The sequence below is a fragment of the Pseudomonas sp. B707 genome (genome assembly GCF_022496685.1).
Classification (GTDB): domain Bacteria; phylum Pseudomonadota; class Gammaproteobacteria; order Pseudomonadales; family Pseudomonadaceae; genus Aquipseudomonas; species Aquipseudomonas paraglycinae.
The window spans coordinates 439,747-460,458 of the sequence record NZ_WTVE01000015.1 but is presented as its reverse complement, the minus strand read 5'-3'; the positions used below and the strand labels follow the sequence as shown (position 1 = coordinate 460,458).

At 62.1% G+C, this 20,712-nt stretch carries 16 protein-coding genes; 9 read left to right on the top strand and 7 right to left on the bottom strand.

The annotated features are described in order from the left end of the window. Nucleotide 1 precedes the first annotated feature (1 nt). The 9 genes from murD (at nt 2) to lpxC (ending at nt 10,480) form a co-directional block, all read left to right on the top strand. Entirely contained in the window at nt 2-1,348 is a 1,347-nt protein-coding gene (murD, locus tag GQX66_RS07605; protein ID WP_039766248.1) for a UDP-N-acetylmuramoyl-L-alanine--D-glutamate ligase, read from the top strand. Between the two features lie 2 nt (nt 1,349-1,350). After that, a complete protein-coding gene (ftsW, locus tag GQX66_RS07600; protein WP_170929383.1) occupies nt 1,351-2,562 on the top strand; it encodes a putative lipid II flippase FtsW in 1,212 nt (403 codons plus the stop codon). Continuing rightward, nucleotides 2,552-3,622 (top strand): undecaprenyldiphospho-muramoylpentapeptide beta-N-acetylglucosaminyltransferase, encoded by a 1,071-nt coding sequence (murG, locus tag GQX66_RS07595; RefSeq protein ID WP_011335863.1) that lies wholly within the window; start codon nt 2,552-2,554, stop codon nt 3,620-3,622. The genes ftsW and murG overlap by 11 nt, the downstream gene beginning before the upstream one ends. Further along, nucleotides 3,615-5,075, top strand: a complete 1,461-nt coding sequence (murC, locus tag GQX66_RS07590; protein ID WP_240867868.1) for a UDP-N-acetylmuramate--L-alanine ligase — start codon at nt 3,615-3,617, stop codon at nt 5,073-5,075. The genes murG and murC overlap by 8 nt, the downstream gene beginning before the upstream one ends. After that, on the top strand, nt 5,072-6,046 hold the full coding sequence (locus tag GQX66_RS07585; RefSeq protein ID WP_007956758.1) for a D-alanine--D-alanine ligase: 975 nt from the start codon (nt 5,072-5,074) through the stop codon (nt 6,044-6,046). Before murC ends, GQX66_RS07585 begins: the two co-directional genes overlap by 4 nt. A gap of 4 nt (nt 6,047-6,050) precedes the next feature. Next, the gene (locus GQX66_RS07580; protein ID WP_039766241.1) at nt 6,051-6,917 is read left to right on the top strand and encodes a cell division protein FtsQ/DivIB; all 867 of its coding nucleotides are present in this window, start codon (nt 6,051-6,053) and stop codon (nt 6,915-6,917) included. Nucleotides 6,918-6,932: 15 nt separating this feature from the next. Then, nucleotides 6,933-8,192, top strand: coding sequence for a cell division protein FtsA (gene ftsA, locus GQX66_RS07575; RefSeq protein ID WP_007956755.1), 1,260 nt, complete (start codon nt 6,933-6,935; stop codon nt 8,190-8,192). A 67-nt stretch (nt 8,193-8,259) separates the two neighbouring features. Next, nucleotides 8,260-9,456 carry a cell division protein FtsZ gene (gene ftsZ, locus GQX66_RS07570; RefSeq protein WP_007956754.1) on the top strand — a complete coding sequence of 399 codons (1,197 nt, stop codon included), beginning with the start codon at nt 8,260-8,262 and terminating at the stop codon, nt 9,454-9,456. A gap of 112 nt (nt 9,457-9,568) precedes the next feature. Next, nucleotides 9,569-10,480 carry a UDP-3-O-acyl-N-acetylglucosamine deacetylase gene (gene lpxC, locus GQX66_RS07565; RefSeq protein WP_007956752.1) on the top strand — a complete coding sequence of 304 codons (912 nt, stop codon included), beginning with the start codon at nt 9,569-9,571 and terminating at the stop codon, nt 10,478-10,480. A 61-nt stretch (nt 10,481-10,541) separates the two neighbouring features. On the opposite strand, the gene GQX66_RS07560 is transcribed toward lpxC, so the two are convergent. The 7 genes from GQX66_RS07560 to GQX66_RS07530 all read right to left on the bottom strand — a co-directional run bounded on the left by GQX66_RS07560 (nt 10,542) and on the right by GQX66_RS07530 (nt 20,485). Beyond that, entirely contained in the window at nt 10,542-12,047 is a 1,506-nt protein-coding gene (locus GQX66_RS07560; RefSeq protein WP_240867865.1) for a sensor domain-containing diguanylate cyclase, read from the bottom strand. Between the two features lie 108 nt (nt 12,048-12,155). Continuing rightward, on the bottom strand, nt 12,156-13,472 hold the full coding sequence (locus tag GQX66_RS07555; protein WP_129973044.1) for an OprD family porin: 1,317 nt from the start codon (nt 13,470-13,472) through the stop codon (nt 12,156-12,158). A 196-nt stretch (nt 13,473-13,668) separates the two neighbouring features. Next, on the bottom strand, nt 13,669-13,890 hold the full coding sequence (locus GQX66_RS07550; protein WP_127799824.1) for a hypothetical protein: 222 nt from the start codon (nt 13,888-13,890) through the stop codon (nt 13,669-13,671). A gap of 296 nt (nt 13,891-14,186) precedes the next feature. After that, complete coding sequence (locus GQX66_RS07545; protein ID WP_129973043.1) at nt 14,187-15,551, bottom strand: heavy metal sensor histidine kinase; 1,365 nt, start codon at nt 15,549-15,551, stop codon at nt 14,187-14,189. Beyond that, a complete protein-coding gene (locus GQX66_RS07540; protein WP_011335857.1) occupies nt 15,541-16,218 on the bottom strand; it encodes a heavy metal response regulator transcription factor in 678 nt (225 codons plus the stop codon). Before GQX66_RS07540 ends, GQX66_RS07545 begins: the two co-directional genes overlap by 11 nt. An 8-nt stretch (nt 16,219-16,226) precedes the next feature. Then, nucleotides 16,227-19,328, bottom strand: a complete 3,102-nt coding sequence (locus tag GQX66_RS07535; protein ID WP_085606911.1) for a multidrug efflux RND transporter permease subunit — start codon at nt 19,326-19,328, stop codon at nt 16,227-16,229. After that, nucleotides 19,325-20,485: an efflux RND transporter periplasmic adaptor subunit gene (locus GQX66_RS07530; protein ID WP_240867850.1), complete on the bottom strand. Its 1,161-nt coding sequence runs from the start codon at nt 20,483-20,485 to the stop codon at nt 19,325-19,327. The genes GQX66_RS07535 and GQX66_RS07530 overlap by 4 nt, the downstream gene beginning before the upstream one ends. Nucleotides 20,486-20,712 lie beyond the last annotated feature (227 nt).

Sequence of the window (20,712 nt, the reverse complement as noted above, 5' to 3'; positions counted from 1 at the left end):
AGTGTCTCTGATCGCTTCTGACCACTTCCGCATCGTTGTCGGCCTCGGCAAGAGCGGCATGTCCCTGGTTCGCTTCCTGGCGAACCGGGGCGTGGCGTTTGCCGTGGCCGATACGCGGGAAAATCCACCGGAACTGGCCACGCTCCAGCGTGACTATCCGCACGTGGAAGTGCGTTGTGGCGAGCTGGACGTCGAATTCCTGTGCCGTGCCGATGAGCTCTACGTGAGCCCCGGCCTGGCGCTGGCGACCCCGGCCCTGCAAGCCGCCGCGGCCCGTGGCGTGAAGCTGTCCGGCGACATCGAGCTGTTCGCGCGTAACGCGAAGGCGCCGATCGTGGCCATCAGCGGTTCCAACGCGAAAAGCACCGTCACCACCCTGGTCGGCGAGATGGCGGCTGCGGCCGGCAAGCGCGTGGCCGTGGGCGGCAACCTCGGTACGCCGGCGCTGGATCTGCTCAGCGATGACGTCGAGCTGTACGTGATGGAGCTGTCGAGCTTCCAGCTGGAAACCACCGACCAGCTCAACGCCGAAGTGGCGACCGTGCTCAACATCAGCGAAGACCACATGGACCGCTACAGCGGTCTGCCGGCCTATCACCTGGCCAAGCACCGGATCTTCCGTGGTGCGAAGCAGTTCGTGGTCAACCGTCAAGACGCCTTGACCCGGCCGCTGATGGGCGAGGGCCAGCCGTGCTGGACCTTCGGCCTGACCAAACCCGATTTCAAGGCATTCGGCCTGCGTGAAGAGAATGGCGAGAAATACCTGGCCTTCGAATTCCAGAACCTGATGCCGGTGCGCGAATTGAAGATTCGTGGCGCCCACAACCAGTCCAACGCCCTGGCGGCGCTGGCGCTCGGCCACGCGGTCGGGCTGCCGTTCGACGCCATGCTGGCGGCGCTGCGCACCTTCGCCGGTCTCGAACACCGCTGCCAGTGGGTACGTGATCTGGACGGCGTCGGTTACTACAACGATTCCAAGGCCACCAACGTTGGCGCTGCACTGGCTGCCATCGAAGGCCTGGGTGCGGACATCGACGGCAAGGTCGTGCTGATCGCCGGTGGCGACGGCAAGGGCGCCGACTTCAAGGACCTGCGCGATCCGGTGGCGGCCCATTGCCGCGCCGTGATCCTGATGGGCCGCGATTCCGACAAGATCGGCGAAGCGATCGGCGATGCCGTGCCGCTGATTCGCGCGACCACGCTGGTCGATGCGGTGGCCCAATGCCGCGCCGCCGCCCAACCGGGTGACGTCGTGCTGCTGTCGCCGGCCTGCGCCAGTTTCGACATGTTCAAGAACTACGAAGACCGTGGTCACCAGTTCGTCCGCGCCGTGGAGGATCTGGCATGAGCTTGAGAAACATCATCAAGCCATACCCGTCGCCGCTGATCACCGGACGCGGGATCGACCTCGACTTCCCGATGCTCGCCGGTTGCCTGGCGTTGCTCGGTCTGGGCCTGATCATGATCGCTTCGGCATCGACAGAAGTCGGCGCGGCGCAGTCGGGCAGCGCTCTTTATTACATGACCCGTCACCTGATCTACGTGGTGCTGGGCCTGGGCGCGTGCGTCGTCACCATGATGATCCCGATCGCCACCTGGCAGCGGCTGGGCTGGCTGATGCTGATCGGTGCGTTCGGTCTGCTGGTGATGGTGATCATCCCGGGGATCGGCCGTGAGGTGAACGGCTCGATGCGCTGGATCGGTTTCAGCTTCTTCAACGTTCAGCCGTCCGAGATCGCCAAGGTGTTCGTGGTGATCTACCTCGCCGGTTATCTGGTGCGTCGTCAGAAAGAAGTGCGCGAGAGCTGGATGGGCTTCTTCAAGCCGTTCATCGTGCTGCTGCCAATGGCGGGCCTGTTGCTGATGGAGCCGGACTTCGGTGCCACCGTCGTGATGATGGGCGCCGCGGCGGCGATGCTGTTCCTCGGCGGGGTCGGGCTGTTCCGGTTCTCGCTGATGGTGGTGCTGGCCGTCGGTGCGGTGGTGTTGCTGATTCAGATGCAGCCGTACCGGATGGCGCGTCTGACCAACTTCGCCGACCCGTGGGCCGACCAGTTCGGCGCCGGTTATCAATTGTCGCAAGCCTTGATCGCGTTCGGTCGCGGTGAATGGCTGGGCGTTGGCCTGGGCAACAGCGTGCAGAAGCAGTTCTACCTGCCGGAAGCCCACACCGACTTCGTGTTCTCGGTTCTGGCCGAAGAGCTTGGCGCCGTGGGCTCGCTGTGCACCGTGGCACTGTTCGTGTTCGTGTGTATTCGCGGCATGTACATCGGTCTGTGGGCCGAGAAAGCCAAACAGTTTTTTGCCGCTTATGTTGCCTACGGCCTGTCGTTCCTGTGGATCGGCCAGTTCCTGATCAACATCGGCGTGAACGTCGGCCTGTTGCCGACCAAGGGCCTGACCTTGCCGTTTCTCAGTTACGGCGGCAGTTCCCTGGTGATCTGCTGCGCCTGCCTTGGCCTGTTGTTGAGAATCGAGTGGGAGAGCCGGACCCACCTGGGCAGTGAAGAGATGGAATTCCATGAGAGCGACTTCGCCGAGGAGCCGAACCATGGGCGCTAACGTATTGATCATGGCCGGCGGCACCGGTGGCCACGTGTTCCCGGCGCTGGCCTGTGCCCGCGAATTCCAGGCGCGCGGCTATACCGTGCACTGGCTCGGCACGCCGCGCGGGATCGAAAACGATCTGGTGCCGGCGGCGGGTCTTGAACTGCACCGTATCAACGCCACTGGCCTGCGCGGCAAGGGCAAGCTGTCGCTGCTCAAGGCGCCGTTCATGCTGCTGAAATCGGTGTGGCAGGCGCGGGCGATCATTCGCCGCTTGCGTCCGGTGTGCGTGGTCGGATTCGGCGGCTATGTGACCGGTCCCGGTGGTCTTGCCGCCAAACTGGCCGGCGTGCCGGTGATCGTTCATGAGCAGAACGCCGTGGCCGGCACCGCCAATCGGTTGCTGGTGCCGTTCGCCGCCCGGGTGTGTGAAGCCTTCCCCGACACCTTTACCCTGTCGGACAGCCGCCGTACCACCGGTAACCCGGTGCGCAGCGAGCTGTTCCTCGAAACACCGCGCCCGGCCCTGGCCGGACGCAAGGCGCGTTTGCTGATCCTGGGCGGAAGCCTGGGCGCAGAGCCGTTGAACAAGTTGCTGCCTGAAGCCCTGGCACAAGTCGCTGCCGACTTGCGTCCGGAAGTGTTCCATCAGGCTGGCAGAAACCACGATGAAGTGACTGCAGAGCGCTACCGCGCCGCCGGCGTGGATGCGCAGGTGCAGCCGTTCATCAAAGACATGGCCCAGGCCTATGGCTGGGCTGACCTGGTGGTGTGCCGCGCCGGCGCATTGACCATCAGTGAACTGGCCGCCGCCGGTCTGCCCTCGATGCTGGTGCCCTTGCCCCACGCGATCGACGATCACCAGACCCGCAACGCCGATTATTTGGCCCGCGAAGGCGCTGCCTTCCTGATGCCGCAAAGAACGACTGGTGCCGCGGACCTTGCCGCGCGCCTGACAGAGGTCTTGATGCAACCGCAACGACTCGAACAAATGGCCCAAGCGGCCCGCCGTCTGGCGAAACCCGAAGCCACCCGTAGCGTGGTCGATACCTGTCTGGAGGTGGCCCATGGTTGAGAATCAGAAAGCCATGCCGCAACCGGAAATGCGCCGCATCCGTCGCATCCACTTCGTCGGGATCGGCGGCGTGGGCATGTGCGGCATCGCCGAAGTGCTGCTGAACCTGGGCTATGAAGTGTCCGGTTCCGACCTGAAAGCTTCGCCGGTGACCGAGCGCCTGGAATCCTTCGGTGCGCAGATCTTCATTGGCCACCGTGCCGAGAACGCCGCAGCCGCCGATGTGCTGGTGGTGTCGAGCGCCGTCAATACTTCCAACCCGGAAGTGGCGACTGCGCTGGAACGCCGCATCCCGGTGGTGCCGCGTGCCGAAATGCTCGCCGAACTGATGCGCTACCGTCACGGCATCGCCGTCGCCGGTACTCATGGCAAGACTACCACTACCAGCCTGATCGCTTCGGTGTTCGCGGCCGGTGGCCTGGATCCGACTTTCGTCATCGGTGGCCGTCTGAATGCCGCGGGCACCAATGCCCAGCTCGGCACCAGCCGTTACCTGATCGCCGAAGCCGATGAAAGCGACGCAAGCTTCCTGCACCTGCAACCGCTGGTGGCCGTGGTCACCAACATCGACGCCGACCACATGGCGACTTACGACGGTGACTTCAACAAGCTGAAAAAAACCTTCGTCGAGTTCCTGCACAACCTGCCGTTCTACGGTCTGGCGGTGATGTGCCTGGACGATCCGGTAGTGCGTGAAATCCTGCCGCAGGTCAAACGCCCGGTCGTCACCTATGGCTTCAGCGAAGACGCCGACGTGCGCGCGATCAATGTTCGCCAGCAAGGCATGCAGACCTTCTTCACGGTGCTGCGCCCTGATCGCGAGCCGCTGGATGTGTCCGTGAACATGCCGGGCAACCACAACGTGCTCAACTCCCTGGCGACCATCTGCATCGCTACCGACGAAGGCGTCAGCGATGAAGCCATCGTCCAGGGTCTGTCCGGGTTCCAGGGTGTCGGTCGGCGCTTCCAGGTTTACGGCGAACTGCCGGTGGACGGCGGCAGCGTGATGCTGGTCGACGATTACGGTCACCACCCGACCGAAGTCGCAGCCGTGATCAAAGCCGTGCGCGGTGGCTGGCCTGAGCGCCGCCTGGTGATGGTCTACCAGCCGCACCGCTACAGCCGCACCCGCGACCTGTACGACGATTTCGTCAATGTACTGGCCGATGCCAACGTGCTGTTGCTGATGGAAGTTTATCCGGCCGGCGAAGAGCCGATCCCGGGTGCCGACAGCCGCAAGCTGTGCAACAGCATCCGTCAGCGCGGTCAGCTCGATCCGATCTACATCGAGCGCGGCGTCGATCTGGCGCCGCTGGTCAAGCCGCTGCTGCGCGCCGGCGACATTCTGTTGTGCCAGGGCGCCGGTGATATCGGCGGCCTCGCACCGAAACTGTTGAAAAGCGAGTTGTTCGCCGGTGCCGTGGCGGCATCGGTCGAGGGGAAGTTGAAATGACTGCTGCCTACGCCAACCTGTTCTCCACCATCGCCCCGAAGGACTTCGGCCGTGTGGCCGTGCTGTTCGGTGGCCTGAGTGCCGAGCGTGAAGTCTCGCTGAAGTCCGGCAACGCCGTGCTCACTGCGCTGCAAAGCGCGGGTGTGGACGCGTTCGGCATCGACGTCGGCGCCGATATTCTGCAGCGCCTGCTGAGCGAAAAGATCGACCGCGCGTTCATCATCCTCCACGGTCGCGGCGGTGAAGACGGCAGCATGCAGGGCCTGCTCGAAGTGGCCGGCATTCCGTACACCGGCAGCGGCATCCTGGCTTCGGCGCTGGCGATGGACAAGCTGCGCACCAAGCAGGTCTGGCACACGCTGGGGATTCCGACGCCGCGTCACGCCGTGCTGCGCAGCGAGGCCGATTGTATTTCGGCAGCGACGGAACTGGGCTTCCCTTTGATCGTCAAACCGGCGCATGAAGGTTCAAGTATCGGGATGGCCAAAGTGAGTTCTGCGTCCGAGTTGATCGACGCATGGAAAGCGGCCAGTACCTACGATTCGCAAGTGTTGGTCGAGCAATGGATCCACGGTCCGGAGTTCACCATCGCCACCCTGCGTGACCAGGTGTTGCCTCCCATCGCCCTGGGTACGCCACACACGTTCTACGACTACGACGCCAAGTACATCGCCAACGATACCCAGTATCGGATTCCGTGCGGGCTCGATGCAGCCAAGGAAAAAGAACTCATGGACCTCACGGCGCAAGCCTGCGAGGCGCTGGGTATTGCCGGTTGGGGCAGGGCGGACGTGATGCAGGACGCCGACGGCAAATTCTGGTTCCTGGAAGTCAACACCGCTCCCGGCATGACCGATCACAGCCTGGTACCGATGGCGGCGAAAGCGGCCGGTCTGGATTTCCAGCAACTGGTTCTGGCCATTCTGGCCGCCAGTGTCGATGCCGACGGCAAGAAAGAGGCGCGAGGTTAAGACCATGCAAGGCGCTCATCTCAGACATCAGCCACCCGCACCCGGCCGCAAGCCGGTGCCGCGGGGTGCCAGCCGAATGGTGGCCAAAGAGCCGATGTCCGCGCGCCTGCCAAAAGCCAACTTCGGCTTTTTGAAAGGTCTGTTCTGGCCGGTGCTGCTGGTGGCCCTGGGGTTCGGCACTTACGAAGGCGCACAGCGTCTGCTGCCGTACGCCGACCGGCCGATCACCAAGATCGCGGTGCAGGGCGACCTGAGTTACATCAGCCAGCAAGCGGTGCAGCAGCGGATCGCCCCTTACGTGGCGTCGAGCTTCTTCACCATCGATCTGGCGAGCATGCGCACCGAGCTGGAGCAGATGCCGTGGATCGCCCACGCCGAAGTACGTCGGGTGTGGCCGGACCAGGTGGTGATCCGCCTCGAAGAGCAACTGCCGGTGGCCCGTTGGGGCGACGAGTCGTTGCTCAACAACCAGGGCCAGGCGTTCACGCCCAAGGAACTGGCGAACTACGAACACCTGCCGCAGCTGTTCGGTCCGCAGCGGGCCCAGCAGCAAGTGATGCAGCAATACCAGGTGCTGAGCCAGATGCTCCGGCCATTGGGCTTCTCGATTGCGCGGCTCGAGCTGCGTGAACGCGGCAGCTGGTTCCTGACCACCGGTGCCGGCAGTTCCGGCCCCGGGATCGAGCTGCTGCTGGGACGCGGCAACCTGGTGGAAAAGATGCGCCGCTTCATTGCCATCTATGACAAGACGCTCAAAGAACAGATTACGAACATTGCGCGCATCGATCTGCGCTACGCCAACGGCCTCGCTGTTGGCTGGCGGGAACCAGTAGCGCCGACGACAGCCCAACCCGCTGTCGCAAAGAATTAAGAAGAGGCAGGACCCATGGCAAACGTGCAAAGCGGCAAAATGATCGTCGGTCTCGATATCGGCACCTCCAAGGTGGTGGCGCTGGTCGGCGAGGTTGCGGACGACGGCTCGCTGGAAATCGTCGGGATCGGCACTCATCCGTCCCGCGGCCTGAAAAAAGGCGTGGTGGTCAACATCGAGTCCACCGTGCAGTCGATCCAGCGCGCGATCGAAGAAGCTCAACTGATGGCGGGCTGCCGCATTCACTCGGCGTTCGTCGGCGTGGCGGGCAATCACATTCGCAGCCTGAACTCCCACGGCATCGTGGCGATTCGTGATCGCGAAGTCAGCTCGGCTGACCTGGAGCGCGTACTCGACGCCGCCCAGGCGGTGGCGATCCCGGCCGACCAGCGTGTGCTGCACACCCTGCCGCAGGATTACGTGATCGATAACCAGGAAGGCGTGCGCGAGCCGCTGGGCATGTCCGGCGTACGTCTGGAAGCCAAGGTTCACGTGGTCACCTGCGCCGTAAACGCCGCACAGAACATTGAAAAATGCGTGCGTCGCTGCGGTCTGGAAATCGACGACATCATTCTCGAGCAACTGGCCTCGGCCTACTCGGTCCTGACCGACGACGAAAAAGAGCTGGGCGTGTGCCTGGTCGACATCGGCGGCGGCACCACCGACATCGCGATCTTCACCGAAGGCGCGATCCGCCACACGGCCGTGATCCCGATTGCCGGTGACCAGGTGACCAACGACATCGCCATGGCGTTGCGCACCCCGACCCAGTACGCCGAAGAGATCAAGATCCGCTACGCCTGCGCGCTGGCCAAACTGGCCGGTGCCGGCGAGACCATCAAGGTGCCGAGCGTCGGCGACCGTCCGCCGCGCGAACTGTCCCGTCAGGCCCTGGCCGAAGTGGTCGAGCCGCGTTACGACGAACTGTTCACCCTGATCCAGGCCGAGCTGCGTCGCAGCGGCTACGAAGACCTGATCCCGGCCGGCATCGTGCTCACCGGTGGTACCTCGAAGATGGAAGGCGCCACGGAACTTGCCGAAGAAATTTTCCACATGCCGGTCCGCCTGGGCGTGCCGCATGGCGTGAAAGGCCTGGATGACGTGGTACGCAACCCGATTTATTCCACTGGCGTTGGCTTGTTGATGTACGGCCTGCAGAAGCAGTCCGACGGGATCTCGTTCTCGGGCATCGGCAGCCGCGACAGCTACAGCAACGATGAGCCGCAGGCGCCGTTGCTGGACCGTTTGAAGAAGTGGGTTCAAGGCAACTTCTAACGCTTTACCGCAGCACCGCAACAAACAGCAGTAGGCGAAAAAACTAGAGAATGTAAGGAGAGGGAAAATGTTCGAACTCGTAGACAACATCCCCGCAAGCCCGGTAATCAAAGTTATCGGTGTTGGCGGTGGCGGCGGCAACGCTGTCAATCACATGGTCAAGAGCAACATCGAAGGCGTGGAATTCATCTGCGCCAACACCGATGCTCAAGCGCTGAAAAACATCGGCGCGCGCACCATTCTGCAACTGGGCACCGGTGTGACCAAAGGCCTGGGCGCCGGCGCCAACCCGGAAGTCGGCCGTCAGGCTGCGCTGGAAGATCGCGAGCGCATCGCTGAAGTGCTGGCCGGCACCAACATGGTGTTCATCACCACCGGCATGGGCGGCGGTACCGGTACCGGTGCGGCGCCGATCATCGCCGAAGTGGCCAAGGAAATGGGCATCCTGACCGTTGCGGTCGTGACCCGTCCGTTCCCGTTCGAAGGCCGCAAGCGTATGCAGATCGCCGATGAAGGCATCCGCATGCTCTCGGAAAGCGTCGACTCGCTGATCACCATTCCGAACGAAAAACTGCTGACCATCCTCGGCAAGGACGCAAGCCTGCTGTCGGCTTTCGCCAAGGCTGACGATGTACTGGCCGGTGCCGTTCGCGGTATCTCCGACATCATCAAGCGTCCGGGCATGATCAACGTCGACTTCGCCGACGTACGCACCGTGATGAGCGAAATGGGCATGGCGATGATGGGCACTGGCTGCGCCAGCGGTCCGAACCGTGCACGTGAAGCGACCGAAGCGGCGATCCGCAACCCGCTGCTGGAAGACGTGAACCTGCAAGGCGCACGCGGCATCCTGGTGAACATCACTGCCGGTCCTGACCTGTCCCTGGGTGAGTACTCCGACGTGGGTTCGATCATCGAAGCCTTCGCTTCCGAGCACGCGATGGTCAAGGTCGGTACCGTTATCGATCCGGACATGCGCGACGAACTGCACGTGACCGTGGTTGCCACTGGTCTGGGCGCGAAAATCGAGAAGCCTGTGAAGGTCATCGACAACACCGTTCACACCTCGATGGCGGCTGCTCAAGTGCAGCAACCGGCACCCGCTCGTCAGGAACAGCCTGCGGTGAACTACCGTGACCTGGACCGTCCGACCGTCATGCGCAACCAGGCTCAGGCCGGTGCTGCGACTGCCGCGAAGATGAATCCGCAAGATGACCTGGACTACCTGGACATCCCGGCTTTCCTGCGTCGTCAGGCCGATTGATGAAATGTATCAGGGGTATTCAGGTGATTGGTGTTCAGCAAAGGCTCGGTCTGCTATCATCGCCAGCCTTTGTTGATACCAGTTCGCAATTTGCGCTGAAGCGGCCCATGCCATGATTAAACAACGCACACTGAAAAATATTATCCGTGCCACCGGTGTAGGTCTGCACTCCGGGGAGAAGGTTTACCTGACCCTCAAGCCTGCACCTGTCGACACCGGGATCGTCTTTCGTCGTGCCGATCTCGATCCGGTTGTCGAGATACCGGCTCGTGCGGCCAACGTCGGCGAGACAACCATGTCGACGACGCTGGTCAACGGTGACGTGAAGGTAGACACGGTGGAGCACTTGCTCTCGGCCATGGCTGGCCTGGGCATCGATAACGCCTACGTCGAGCTCTCCGCGTCTGAAGTCCCGATCATGGATGGCAGCGCAGGACCTTTCGTATTCCTGATTCAATCGGCTGGCCTGGAAGAACAGGACGCCGCCAAGAAATTCATCCGCATCCTGCGTGAAGTGACAGTGGAAGACGGCGACAAGCGCGCCACTTTCGTCCCTTTCGAAGGGTTCAAGGTGAGCTTCGAGATCGATTTCGATCACCCGGTTTTCCGGGACCGCACCCAAAGTGCAAGCGTGGATTTTTCCAGCACTTCGTTCGTAAAAGAAGTCAGCCGCGCCCGTACTTTCGGTTTCATGAGTGACATCGAGTACCTGCGCAAGCACAACCTCGCACTCGGCGGCAGCGTGGAAAACGCGATCGTGGTCGATGCCGATGGCGTACTGAACGAAGACGGCCTTCGCTATGAAGACGAATTCGTGAAGCACAAGATCCTCGATGCGATTGGCGACCTGTATCTGCTGGGCAACAGCCTGATTGGTGAGTTCAAGGGCTTCAAGTCCGGCCACGCACTGAACAACCAGCTGCTGCGCAAGTTGATTGAGCAGAAAGATGCCTGGGAAGTCGTGACGTTCGAAGACGCCAGCACTGCACCAATCTCTTACATGCGCCCGGTTGCGGCGGTGTAAGTAAAAAACCTCTCTAGTTTTTTGAAGGCCACCTTTGGGTGGCCTTTTTTTATGCCTGTTTTCAGGCCACGACGACCCGGTTTCGCCCACCTTCCTTGGCCTGATACAACGCCTTGTCCGCCGCGAACAACAGCTGCTCCAGACTGATTTCGCTCGTCGCCGTCCAGGTACTGATACCGACGCTCACGGTCATCGGTGACTGGTCTTTATTCAGGCTCGGCAATTGCTCCACCGCTGCACGAATGTGCTCGGCGATCTGCTGCGCCCCGACGCTGTCGGTTTCCGCGAGGATCACCGAAAACTCCTCACCGCCATACCGCGCCACCAGATCCGCCGGACGCCGCACATTGGCGGTGATCACTCTCGCCAGTTCACGCAACGCCTGATCCCCGGCCTGATGCCCGTGGCGGTCATTGAATGCCTTGAAGTGGTCCGCATCGATCATCAGCAATGACAGGGGTTGGCCCGAGCGTTGGGCGCGGAACCACTCGTGGCGCAGCGACTGGTCGAGCATCCGCCGGTTGGCGACCCCGGTCAGGGCATCGGTCGCCGCCAGTTGCGCCAGTTCGTGTTCGGCCCGTTGCCGCAGTCGCAGCTCCCGGGCCAGCAGCCAGGTCAGCCACAGCAGGCCGGCACACAGCACGCCGGTGGCGCCGCTGATCAGGATCGCCGTGCGTCGCCACGCGCCGAACACTTCCTCGCTGGACAGGGCAACGATCACCGTCAGCGGCAGATTGCCGACCCGCGAATAGGTGTACAGCCGTTGCTGATAATCCATGCTCGAAATGCCGTTGAAACTGCCATTGCCGTTGCTGTCGCGCAGAATCCGCACCACATTGGGCCGGGCAGCAAAGCTCTTGCCGATCGAATCGCTCTGCAGATAAGGCTTCTGCGCCAGCAGGATGCCGTCGTTGTTGATGATGTTGAGGGTGCTGTCGATGCCGATGTCGAGACTGTTGAACAGCTGATCGAAGTAATCGAGTTTCATCGACGCCACGGCCACGCCCAGAAACTCGCCGGTGTCCGAAGAGATGCGCCGGCTGAAACTGATCCGCCACTGGTTCGCGTCATCGCAGTCGCAGCGGGGTTTGAACGGACGGCTGATGAACATGCCGGTGTCGCGGTTGAAGGCGTGGGCGAGGAAGTAGTCGCGGTCGGCGAAATTGCCTGGCAGCGGATCGACCCGCGAGGAATCGGCGATCACCTCGCCATGCTTGTCGAGCAACAGGATGTCGCCCTTGAAGCGCGCGGTAGTAGAGCGATCGAACAACGCCAGATGGCGAATCTGCGGTGACACATCTTTCAGGTCGTCACGCTGGGCGGCAGCGATCAGCCCTTGCAGCGTCAGGTCATACAGCTCGACGGTGCGCAGCACGTCGGCGTCGATCAGCTGGGCGATGGTGGTGGCGCCGCGGGTGGCTGATTCCTGCGCGTTGGCGTGTTCGCGGATCAGCAGAAACGTCACGATGCACACAATCGCGATCACGCTCAGCAGACTGCCGAGGATCAGCAGCAGCTCGGAGCGTCCGGTCGTGCCGGGAACGGTAGGGGTGCGGCTCGCGATCATGGTTCGGTTTCGGTAAGGGATTCTTGTAAGCGTAGTCGTACCCGCTTCGCTGCCACAGGCAAGAAAAAGGCCAGCGCATCAGGCTGGCCTTTTACTGTAGCGCCGATCTTAGAAGACGTTGATCGGGTAGTCGATGATCACACGGTATTCATCTGTGTCCGTATCCAGCGCGCCGTAACCGTTGCCGCCACGGTTGGTCGCCCATTGCAGATGCACCGCGAGGTCTTTGGCCTGGCCGCTCTGCACCACGTATTTAAGATCGATGTCCCGCTCCCAATGCTTGGCGTTGCGGCCTTCGGCGCTGTACCACAAGGCGTAACCTTTGCTGCCCGGATCGACCTTGGTCAGGTCCAGCGTGCCGCGCGAGTAAGACAGCGCCGAGGTCAGGCCCGGCAGGCCGACGCCGGCGAAATCGTAGGCGTACTTGAGTTTCCACGAGCGCTCGTTCGGGCCGTTGAAGTCCGAGTATTGCTGCGAGTTGTCGAGGTAAACGCTGTCACCCTGGCTGATGTAATCGAACGGCGTGTTGCCGTTGACCCGCTGGTATGCAGCGGTAACGCTGTGGTTGCCGATACCGACGGTGAAATGCAGGCTGTAGGTGTTGTTGTCGATATTGCCCAGCAGCGCGTCGCCGGTGTCTTGGGTGTGATAGAAGTGCAGGCCCGGGTTGAGGGTCACCCGATCATTCAGCGCCCAGGTGTAGTCGAGGTCGTAGTAGTACTGGTTCCAGATGTCCTTCAGCTCGGACGCGTACAGGCTGCTGGTCAGGCCTTCGACGCCGCTCCAAGCCACGCCGGCCCAGTTCAGGTGCTGGCTCTTGTCGCCGTCGGCGAGGGTGCCGTAAGAGGTGCCGATGCGTTTGTGGCCGCTCTGGTTGTAGGGCTTGGTGAAGCTGGCCTGGCCGCCTTCGATCATCCAGCCATCGAAGCTGTGGTTGGTCAGGCTGAGGCCGCGAAAGGTCTGCGGCAGCATGCGCGTCTCGCCACCGGCGATCACCGGGTTGGCGAGGAACAGATCGCCGGCCTTCAGCTCGGTATCGAACGCACGCATTTTCAGAGTGCCGCCCGCCGTGGAGAACGAGCCCGGCGCTTTGCCGCTGCCGTCACTGACCGGCAGGATGCTGGAGTTGTCGGTGCCGCCACCGCCATCAAGTTTGAGACCGAGCATGGCGTGGGCATCGATGCCGAAACCAACCGTGCCTTCGGTGTAGCCCGACTCGAATTTGCCGAGGAAACCCTGGCCCCACTCGATGTTGTCATCCGTCTGCTGCAGGCGGTTGCGGTTCATGTAGTAGTTGCGGGCGTTGAGGTTGAGACTCGCGCCTTCGACGAAACCCTGTTTCTCGGCTTCGGCAGCGTGGGCGGCGGGGGCAATCGTTGCGGCAATTGCAATGAACAGCGGGGTGAAGCGAACTGGGTAACGCACGTGCGGTAAAGCTCCTTGGGGTCAACTGACACTTCAATGTCTGAGGTGCGGGATGTTTCTAATTGTTAAAGACGAACCGGACAGCTTACAGACCACAACGAAAAAAGGCCGCTGAAAATCAGCGGCCTGCAAGGACGACGGTTGAACGGGAAGAGCCAAACAACCGCGTCGAGGGAAACGATGCGAGGTGCGCGACTCAGCTGTCTTTCTCTGAAGCCTGAGTCTGGGAAGTTGCGGCCTGAGGGGCTTGCGTGGCGTCTTGAGCCTTGGCCATCACTTCTGCCTGATGCTGTTCGAATGCGTGAGCGCGAGCGGCGTTTTGCGCTACGAACGACTGCGATTCTTCAGCCATCGCCATCGGCGACAGGATCAATGAGGACAAAACGAAAGCGCTGGCAATACCCATACTGTTGGACATCTTGAAAACCTTCTTGCTTGGCAAGTGCTGTTTGGTGCGGGCAAAGATAAGGTTGCCGGGCGTTGGGAAACAGCGTGATTTTCATAAATGACTGTTACAGCAAAAGCAAAAGTCACCCCCTCATCGGAACGCCGCCCGCCCAGCCCTCTCCCCCAAGGGGGCGAGGGGGAAAGGGAGCCGATCTTCATGCTTTTCAAAGCCTGAGTTCGACTGGATTTTTCAGGTCGGCGTAACTCGAGAGAACAACTCGGTCAGTTCCCTCTCCCTCCGGGAGAGGGTTAGGGTGAGGGGGCTTTTCAGACCGGGAGGTGGATTCCGAAAGTATTCATCCCGCGATCACTGCGCACGAACACATCGCCGCCATGCATCAGCGCAATCGCCTTGACGATCGCCAGCCCCAGTCCGTGGTTGTTGCCGCTGTTGCTGCGCGACGCATCGACCCGGTAGAAACGCTCGAACAAGCGTGGCAAATGTTCGCTGGCAATCGGCGAACCGGGGTTGGCCACGCCGATGCTGACCTGATGTTCCTCGACCGCGATCTGCACTTCGATCACCTGACCGGGCGCGGTGTGTTGTACCGCGTTGCTCAGCAGATTGATCAAGGCCCGGCGCAGATGAGCGATCTCGATCTGCACTTGCGCATCACCGCTTACCCGAACCTGGACTTGCGCGTCTTCGAGGATGAAGTCGAGGTATTCGAGGGTGGTTGCCACTTCATCGGCCAGCGAGGTGGACGTCAGTTTGGTGGCCTTGCTGCCCTGGTCGGCGCTGGCCAGGAACAGCATGTCGTTGATGATCGAGCGCAGGCGTTCCAGCTCTTCGAGGTTGGATTGCAGCACTTCGAAATAATGCTCGGCGGAGCGCCCGCGAGTGAGGGCGACCTGGGTCTGGCCGATCAGGTTGGTCAGCGGCGAGCGCAGCTCATGGGCGACGTCGGCGTTGAAGGATTCGAGCCGCGAATAGGCCTGTTCAACCCGCTCCAGCGTCGAGTTGAACGAGTCGACGAACTGCTCCAGCTCCGGCGGCAACGGCGACAGACGCAGGCGCCCGGCCCGCAACGGCGGCGCCAGACGCTGGGCTTCGTGGGACAGTTTGATCAGTGGTTTGAGGCCGATCCGCGCCACCCAATATCCCAATGCCGATGCCAGCAGCACGCCGATCACCGCCAGGCTGACCAGCGCGATCAGCAACTGATGCTGGGTCTGGTGAAAGGTCTCGGTATCGATGCCGATCATGAAGCGTAGCGGCGGGCGCTGATCCTTGGCCGGCAGTTCGGTGAGCAGCACTTTGAGCGGATAAGGATGGTCGGGCAGTTGCAGGTCGCGCATGCCCAAGGGGCCTTGGGCGAATGAGCGGATCAAGGCATCCGGCTCGCCGAACTCGTAGCCCGGATTGCCGCTGACCACCCAGAAACGGATGCGCTTGTCCTCTTCGCCCAGCAGCTTGAGCTTGGCGTTGATCTTCACCCAATGCTCGGGGGTGCCATAGCGGTTGAGCGCGGACTCAAGCACGCTGTAACGCGCATCGAGTTCCGCTTCCGGCAACAGACCCAGGCCTTTGTCCACTTGTTGATACAGCGCGCCGCCGATCAACAGGAACACCAGCAGCGCCACCAGCGTGAACATTCCGCTCAGGCGCAGGGCGATGGAATTACTGGACACCACGGCTCTCCAGCACATAACCCATGCCGCGGATCGTGTGCAGCAGTTTCTCGTCGAACGGCCCGTCGAGCTTGGCTCGCAGGCGTTTGATCGCGACTTCGACCACGTTAGCGTCGCTGTCGAAATTGATGTCCCAGACCATTTCCGCAATCGCGGTTTTCGAGAGGATTTCGCCCTGACGCCGGGCCAGCACGCTGAGCAGCGAAAATTCCTTCGCGGTCAGATCCAGCCGGGTGCCGGCGCGGGTGGCCTTGCGGCTGATCAGATCGATCCACAGGTCGGCGATGCTCACTTGGACCGGTTCATGACCGCCACTGCGCCGGGTCAGCGCTTGCAGGCGCGCCACCAGTTCGAGGAAGGAAAAAGGTTTGCCGAGGTAATCGTCGGCGCCGTCGCGCAGGCCGCGGATCCGGTCTTCGACCCGCTCGCGGGCGGTGAGCATGATCACCGGCGTCTGCTTGCGCGCACGCAATGCGCGCAGTACGCCGAAGCCATCGAGGCCCGGCAGCATCACGTCGAGGACGATCACCGCGTAGTCGCTTTCCAGTGCCAGGTGCAGACCCTCGACGCCGTCGCGGGCCCGATCCACGGTGTAACCCTGTTCCGTCAGGCCGCGGTGCAGGTAGTCCGCGGTTTTCTCTTCGTCTTCGATAATCAGAACGCGCATGACCCGCCTCAGTCTGTCGTTGCCAGCGCCGCGATGGGCGCAGGTTTGGGCTTGTGGAACAGCCGCTCAAGCCACAAGTATATGACCGGCGTGGTGAACAGCGTCAGCATCTGGCTGACCAGCAGGCCGCCCACAACCGCTATCCCCAATGGTTGGCGCAGTTCGGCACCGGTGCCGTAACCGAGCATCAGCGGCAGTGCGCCGAGCAGGGCGGCGAGGGTGGTCATGATGATCGGCCGGAACCGCGTGATACACGCCTCGAAAATCGCATCCTGCGGCGACAGCCCGCGATGACGCTGCGCTTCAAGGGCGAAGTCGATCATCAGGATGCCGTTCTTCTTCACGATACCAATCAGCAGCACCAACCCGATCAACGCCATGATCGAAAAGTCCTGGCCGCAGATCCACAGCATGATCACCGCACCCAGACCCGCCGCCGGCAAGGTCGAAATGATCGTCAGCGGATGGACGAAGCTCTCGTAGAGCACGCCGAGAATGATGTACACCGCCACCAGTGCCGCGAGAATCAGCCACGGCTGACTTTTCAGCGAGCTCTGAAACGCCTGCGCCGCACCCTGGAAGTTGCCGCTGATCGCGGTCGGCATGCCGATCTCGGCCTTGGCCTGATTGAGCAGGATCACCGCGTCGCCCAGTGCCACGCCGGGCGCCAGGTTGAACGACAGGTTGGCAGCCGGGAACATGCCGTCGTGGGCGATGGACAGCGGACCGATGGTCGGCGCGTCGAATCGGGCCAGCGCCGACAGCGGCACCATCTCTCCGCTCAGCGGTGAGCGCAGGTAGAAATAGTTGAGGCTTTCGGCCTTGCCGCGCTGCTTGGTGTCCAGCTCCAGAATCACGTTGTACTGGTTGACCTGGGTCTGGAACTCGTTGATCTGCCGCTGGCCGAAGGCGTCGTACAGCGCCTCGTCGACATCACTCGCCGTCAGGCCGAAACGCGCGGCGGCGCTGCGGTCGATGCTGATGTGGGTGATGCTGCCGCCCAGTTGCAGGTCGTTGGAAATGTCACGGAACGCCGGGATGCTGCGTAGCTTTTCGGTGAGTTTCTGGGTCCAGGTGGCGAGGGTCGGCCCGTCGTTGCTCTTGAGCACGTATTGATACTGCGCACGGCTCGGGCCGGAACTGAGGTTGATGTCCTGGCCGGCGCGCAGGTAAAGCACGATGCCGGGGACTTTCATCAGTTGCGGACGAATACGGTCGATGAACTGGCTGGCTGAAACATCGCGGTCACCGCGTTTTTTCAGGGCGATCCAGAAGCGGCCGTTGGCGATGGTCTGGTTGCTGCCGGACACGCCCACCGAGTGGGAAAACGCCTGGACAGCCGGGTCGGCGGCGACGATTTCGGCCATTGCCAGGTGTTTTTTCACCATGTCGCTGTAGGAGATATCGGCGGCGGCTTCGGTGGTGCCGAGGACGAAACCGGTGTCCTGAACCGGGAAGAACCCCTTGGGGATAAACACGTAGCCGCCAATCGCCAGCGCAACGGAAATGCCGAACACGCCGATCATCAGTTTCTGGTGGGCGAGGGCGCGGCGCAGGCCTTTTTCGTACCAGCCGAGCAGGCGTTCGCTGAAGCCCGGTTTGTCATGGGCGTGATGCACCGGTTTGCGCATGAACAGCGCTGCCAGCGTTGGCGCCAACGTCAGCGAGACCACCACGGAAATCATGATGGTCGAAGTGGCCGTCAGGGCGAATTCCTTGAACAAACGCCCGACCACGCCGCCCATGAACAGCAGCGGAATGAACGCCGCCACCAGCGAGAAACTGATCGACACCACGGTGAAGCCGATCTCGCCGGCGCCCTTGATCGCGGCGTCGCGCATGCTGTCGCCGGCCTCGAGGTGACGGTGGATGTTTTCCACCACCACGATCGCATCGTCGACCACGAAGCCCACCGCCACCACGATGGCGACGAGGGTCAGGTTGTTCAGACTGAAGCCGAGTAAATACATTAAGGCGAAACTGGCAGTCAGCGACACGCCGAGCACCGCCGAGACAATCATCGTCGCCGACAGCTGGCGCAGGAACAGCGCCATCACCGCCACCACCAGCAGGATCGCGATCAGTAAGGTGATTTCCACTTCATGCAGCGAGGCGCGGATGGTCTGGGTGCGGTCGATCAGGGTTTTGACCTGCACCGAGGCCGGCAGCATGGCTTCGAGGCCGGGCAGGGCGGCCTGAATCCGGTCTACGGTTTCGACGATGTTGGCGCCGGGCTGGCGGGAGATCACCAGGTTCACGCCCGGTCGATCGCCGGCCCAGGCTTGCACGTAGGCATCCTCCGAACCGTTGACGACTTTCGCCACATCCTTGAGGTGAACCGGGGCGCCGTCCTTGTAGGAAACGATGAGCTGGCTGTATTCCTCGGGGTGGAACAACTGGTCGTTGGTCGACAGCGTGGAAATGCTCGAATCGCCGTACAGCGCACCTTTGGCGAGGTTGAGGCTGGTCTGCTGGATCGCCACACGAATATCGGCGAGGGTCAGGCCGATGGCCGCCAGTTTGTCCGCCGAAGCCTGAACGCGGATTGCCGGACGTTGCTGACCGGTGATGTTGATCTGGCCCACGCCGTCGATCTGACTGATCTGACGCGCGAGCAGGGTTTCCACAAGGTCGCTGAGCTCGGTGCCGGGCATTTGCGTGGAGCTGACGCTGAGGATCAGCACCGGGCTGTCGGCCGGGTTGACCTTCTTCCAGGTCGGCAGGGTCGGCATGTCTTTCGGCAGTTTGCCGGCGGCGGTGTTGATCGCGGCCTGCACTTCCTGGGCGGCGGTGTCGATGCTCTTGTCGAGGGTGAATTGCAGGGTCAGCAGGCTGGAGCCCAGCGCACTGCTGGAGGTCATCTGGGTCATGCCGGGGATGGCGCTGAACTGCACCTCCAGCGGCGTGGCCACGGACGAAGCCATGGTGTCCGGGCTGGCGCCGGGTAACTGTGCTGAGACTTGAATCGTAGGAAATTCCGCTTCCGGCAGTGGGGCAATCGGCAGGCGCGGGAAGGCAATCACCCCGACCAGCACCAGCGCGATGGTCAGCAGAATCGTCGCCACCGGGTGATCGATGCACCAGGTCGAAACGCCTTTGTGCTGTTTCATGGCTTGGGCTCCGCTTGCACTACCTGCGGCGGTTCGCTCATGACCTGCACGGTCGAACCGGGCTTGAGCCGCGACTGGCCATCACTGACCAATACGTCGCCGGGCTTCACGCCTTTGATGATGTCCTGGCCGCTGCCTTGATAAACCATCTGCACCTGCACCGCTTCAACCTTGTCGCCGTTGACCCGGTACACGAAGTGCTGATCGAGACCGCGTTGTACGACGGTGGGCGGAACCACCAGCGCATCTTTATCTAGCGCTGTCTGAATCTTTACCGTCACCAGCAGGCCGGGCCAGAGCTTCTGGTTCGGGTTGTCGAATTCGGCCTTGGCGCGGATGGTGCCGGTGTTGGCATTGATCTGGTTGTCGATCAGGGTCAGGTGACCTTCGCCCAGCAGATTGCCGGTTTCGCCGTCGGTGTCGGCGCCGATGTACGCCTTGACCTGTGCGCGCTGCGGGTCGCTGATCAGGCCTTGCAGGGTCGGCAGCATTTGCTGGGGCAGGGAAAACTCTACGGCGATCGGGTCGATCTGGGTCACGGTGAACAGGCCCTGGGTGTCGGTCATGCGCAGGAAGTTGCCTTCGTCGACCGTGCGAATCCCGACCCGGCCGGTGACCGGGGAGCGAATCTGGGTGTAGGAAAGTTGTACCTGAGCCGCGTCAATCGCGGCCTGATTGCCCTGGGCGGTGGCCTTGAGCTGGTTGACCAGTGCCTGTTGCTGGTCGTAAGTCTGCTTGGAGACGCCGTCGTCGACGCTGAGCAGTTTGTAGCGCTTGAGGTTCACCAGGGCGACTTGTAGTTGCGCCTGGCTTTCGCCCAGTTGTGCCCGGGCCTGATCGAGGCTGGCGCGGATCGAGCGGTCGTCGATGGTGGCGAGCAGGTCGCCTTGTTTTACCAACTGACCTTCCTTGACCAGAAGCTTGGTGAGGATGCCGTCGATCTGTGGGCGCACCACGACGCTGTGCAACGAGAGGACCGAGCCGATGCCGATGGTGTAGCGGGGGACGTCTTTTTCGCTGACGGCGACGACCCGCACCGGGATGGCGGTGGGGGCTACGAGTTTGGCCGGGGCGGGTTTCAGGGTGAACCACAGGGCCCCGGCTGCGAGGGCGATCAGCAGGATAGCGAGCAGGGCTTTTTTCTTCTGGGTTTGCATGCTTGTGGGGCGCCAGGGGGACGGGGTTTGGGCAGGTTTTGTCTTTATAAACTTGTTTGGGGGTCAGGAGGGTGACGGCTAACTGACGGCGCTGTCAGTTTCGGCTTTTGACTTGGCGGCCTTTGGGCCGGCCATGCTTTGGGTGTTTGGGGTGAATATCCGTTTCTGCGGGTGTTGCGGCTGGCGGTTCCGCTCTTACAGCGGGTCACTTTGGCAAACGCCCCAAA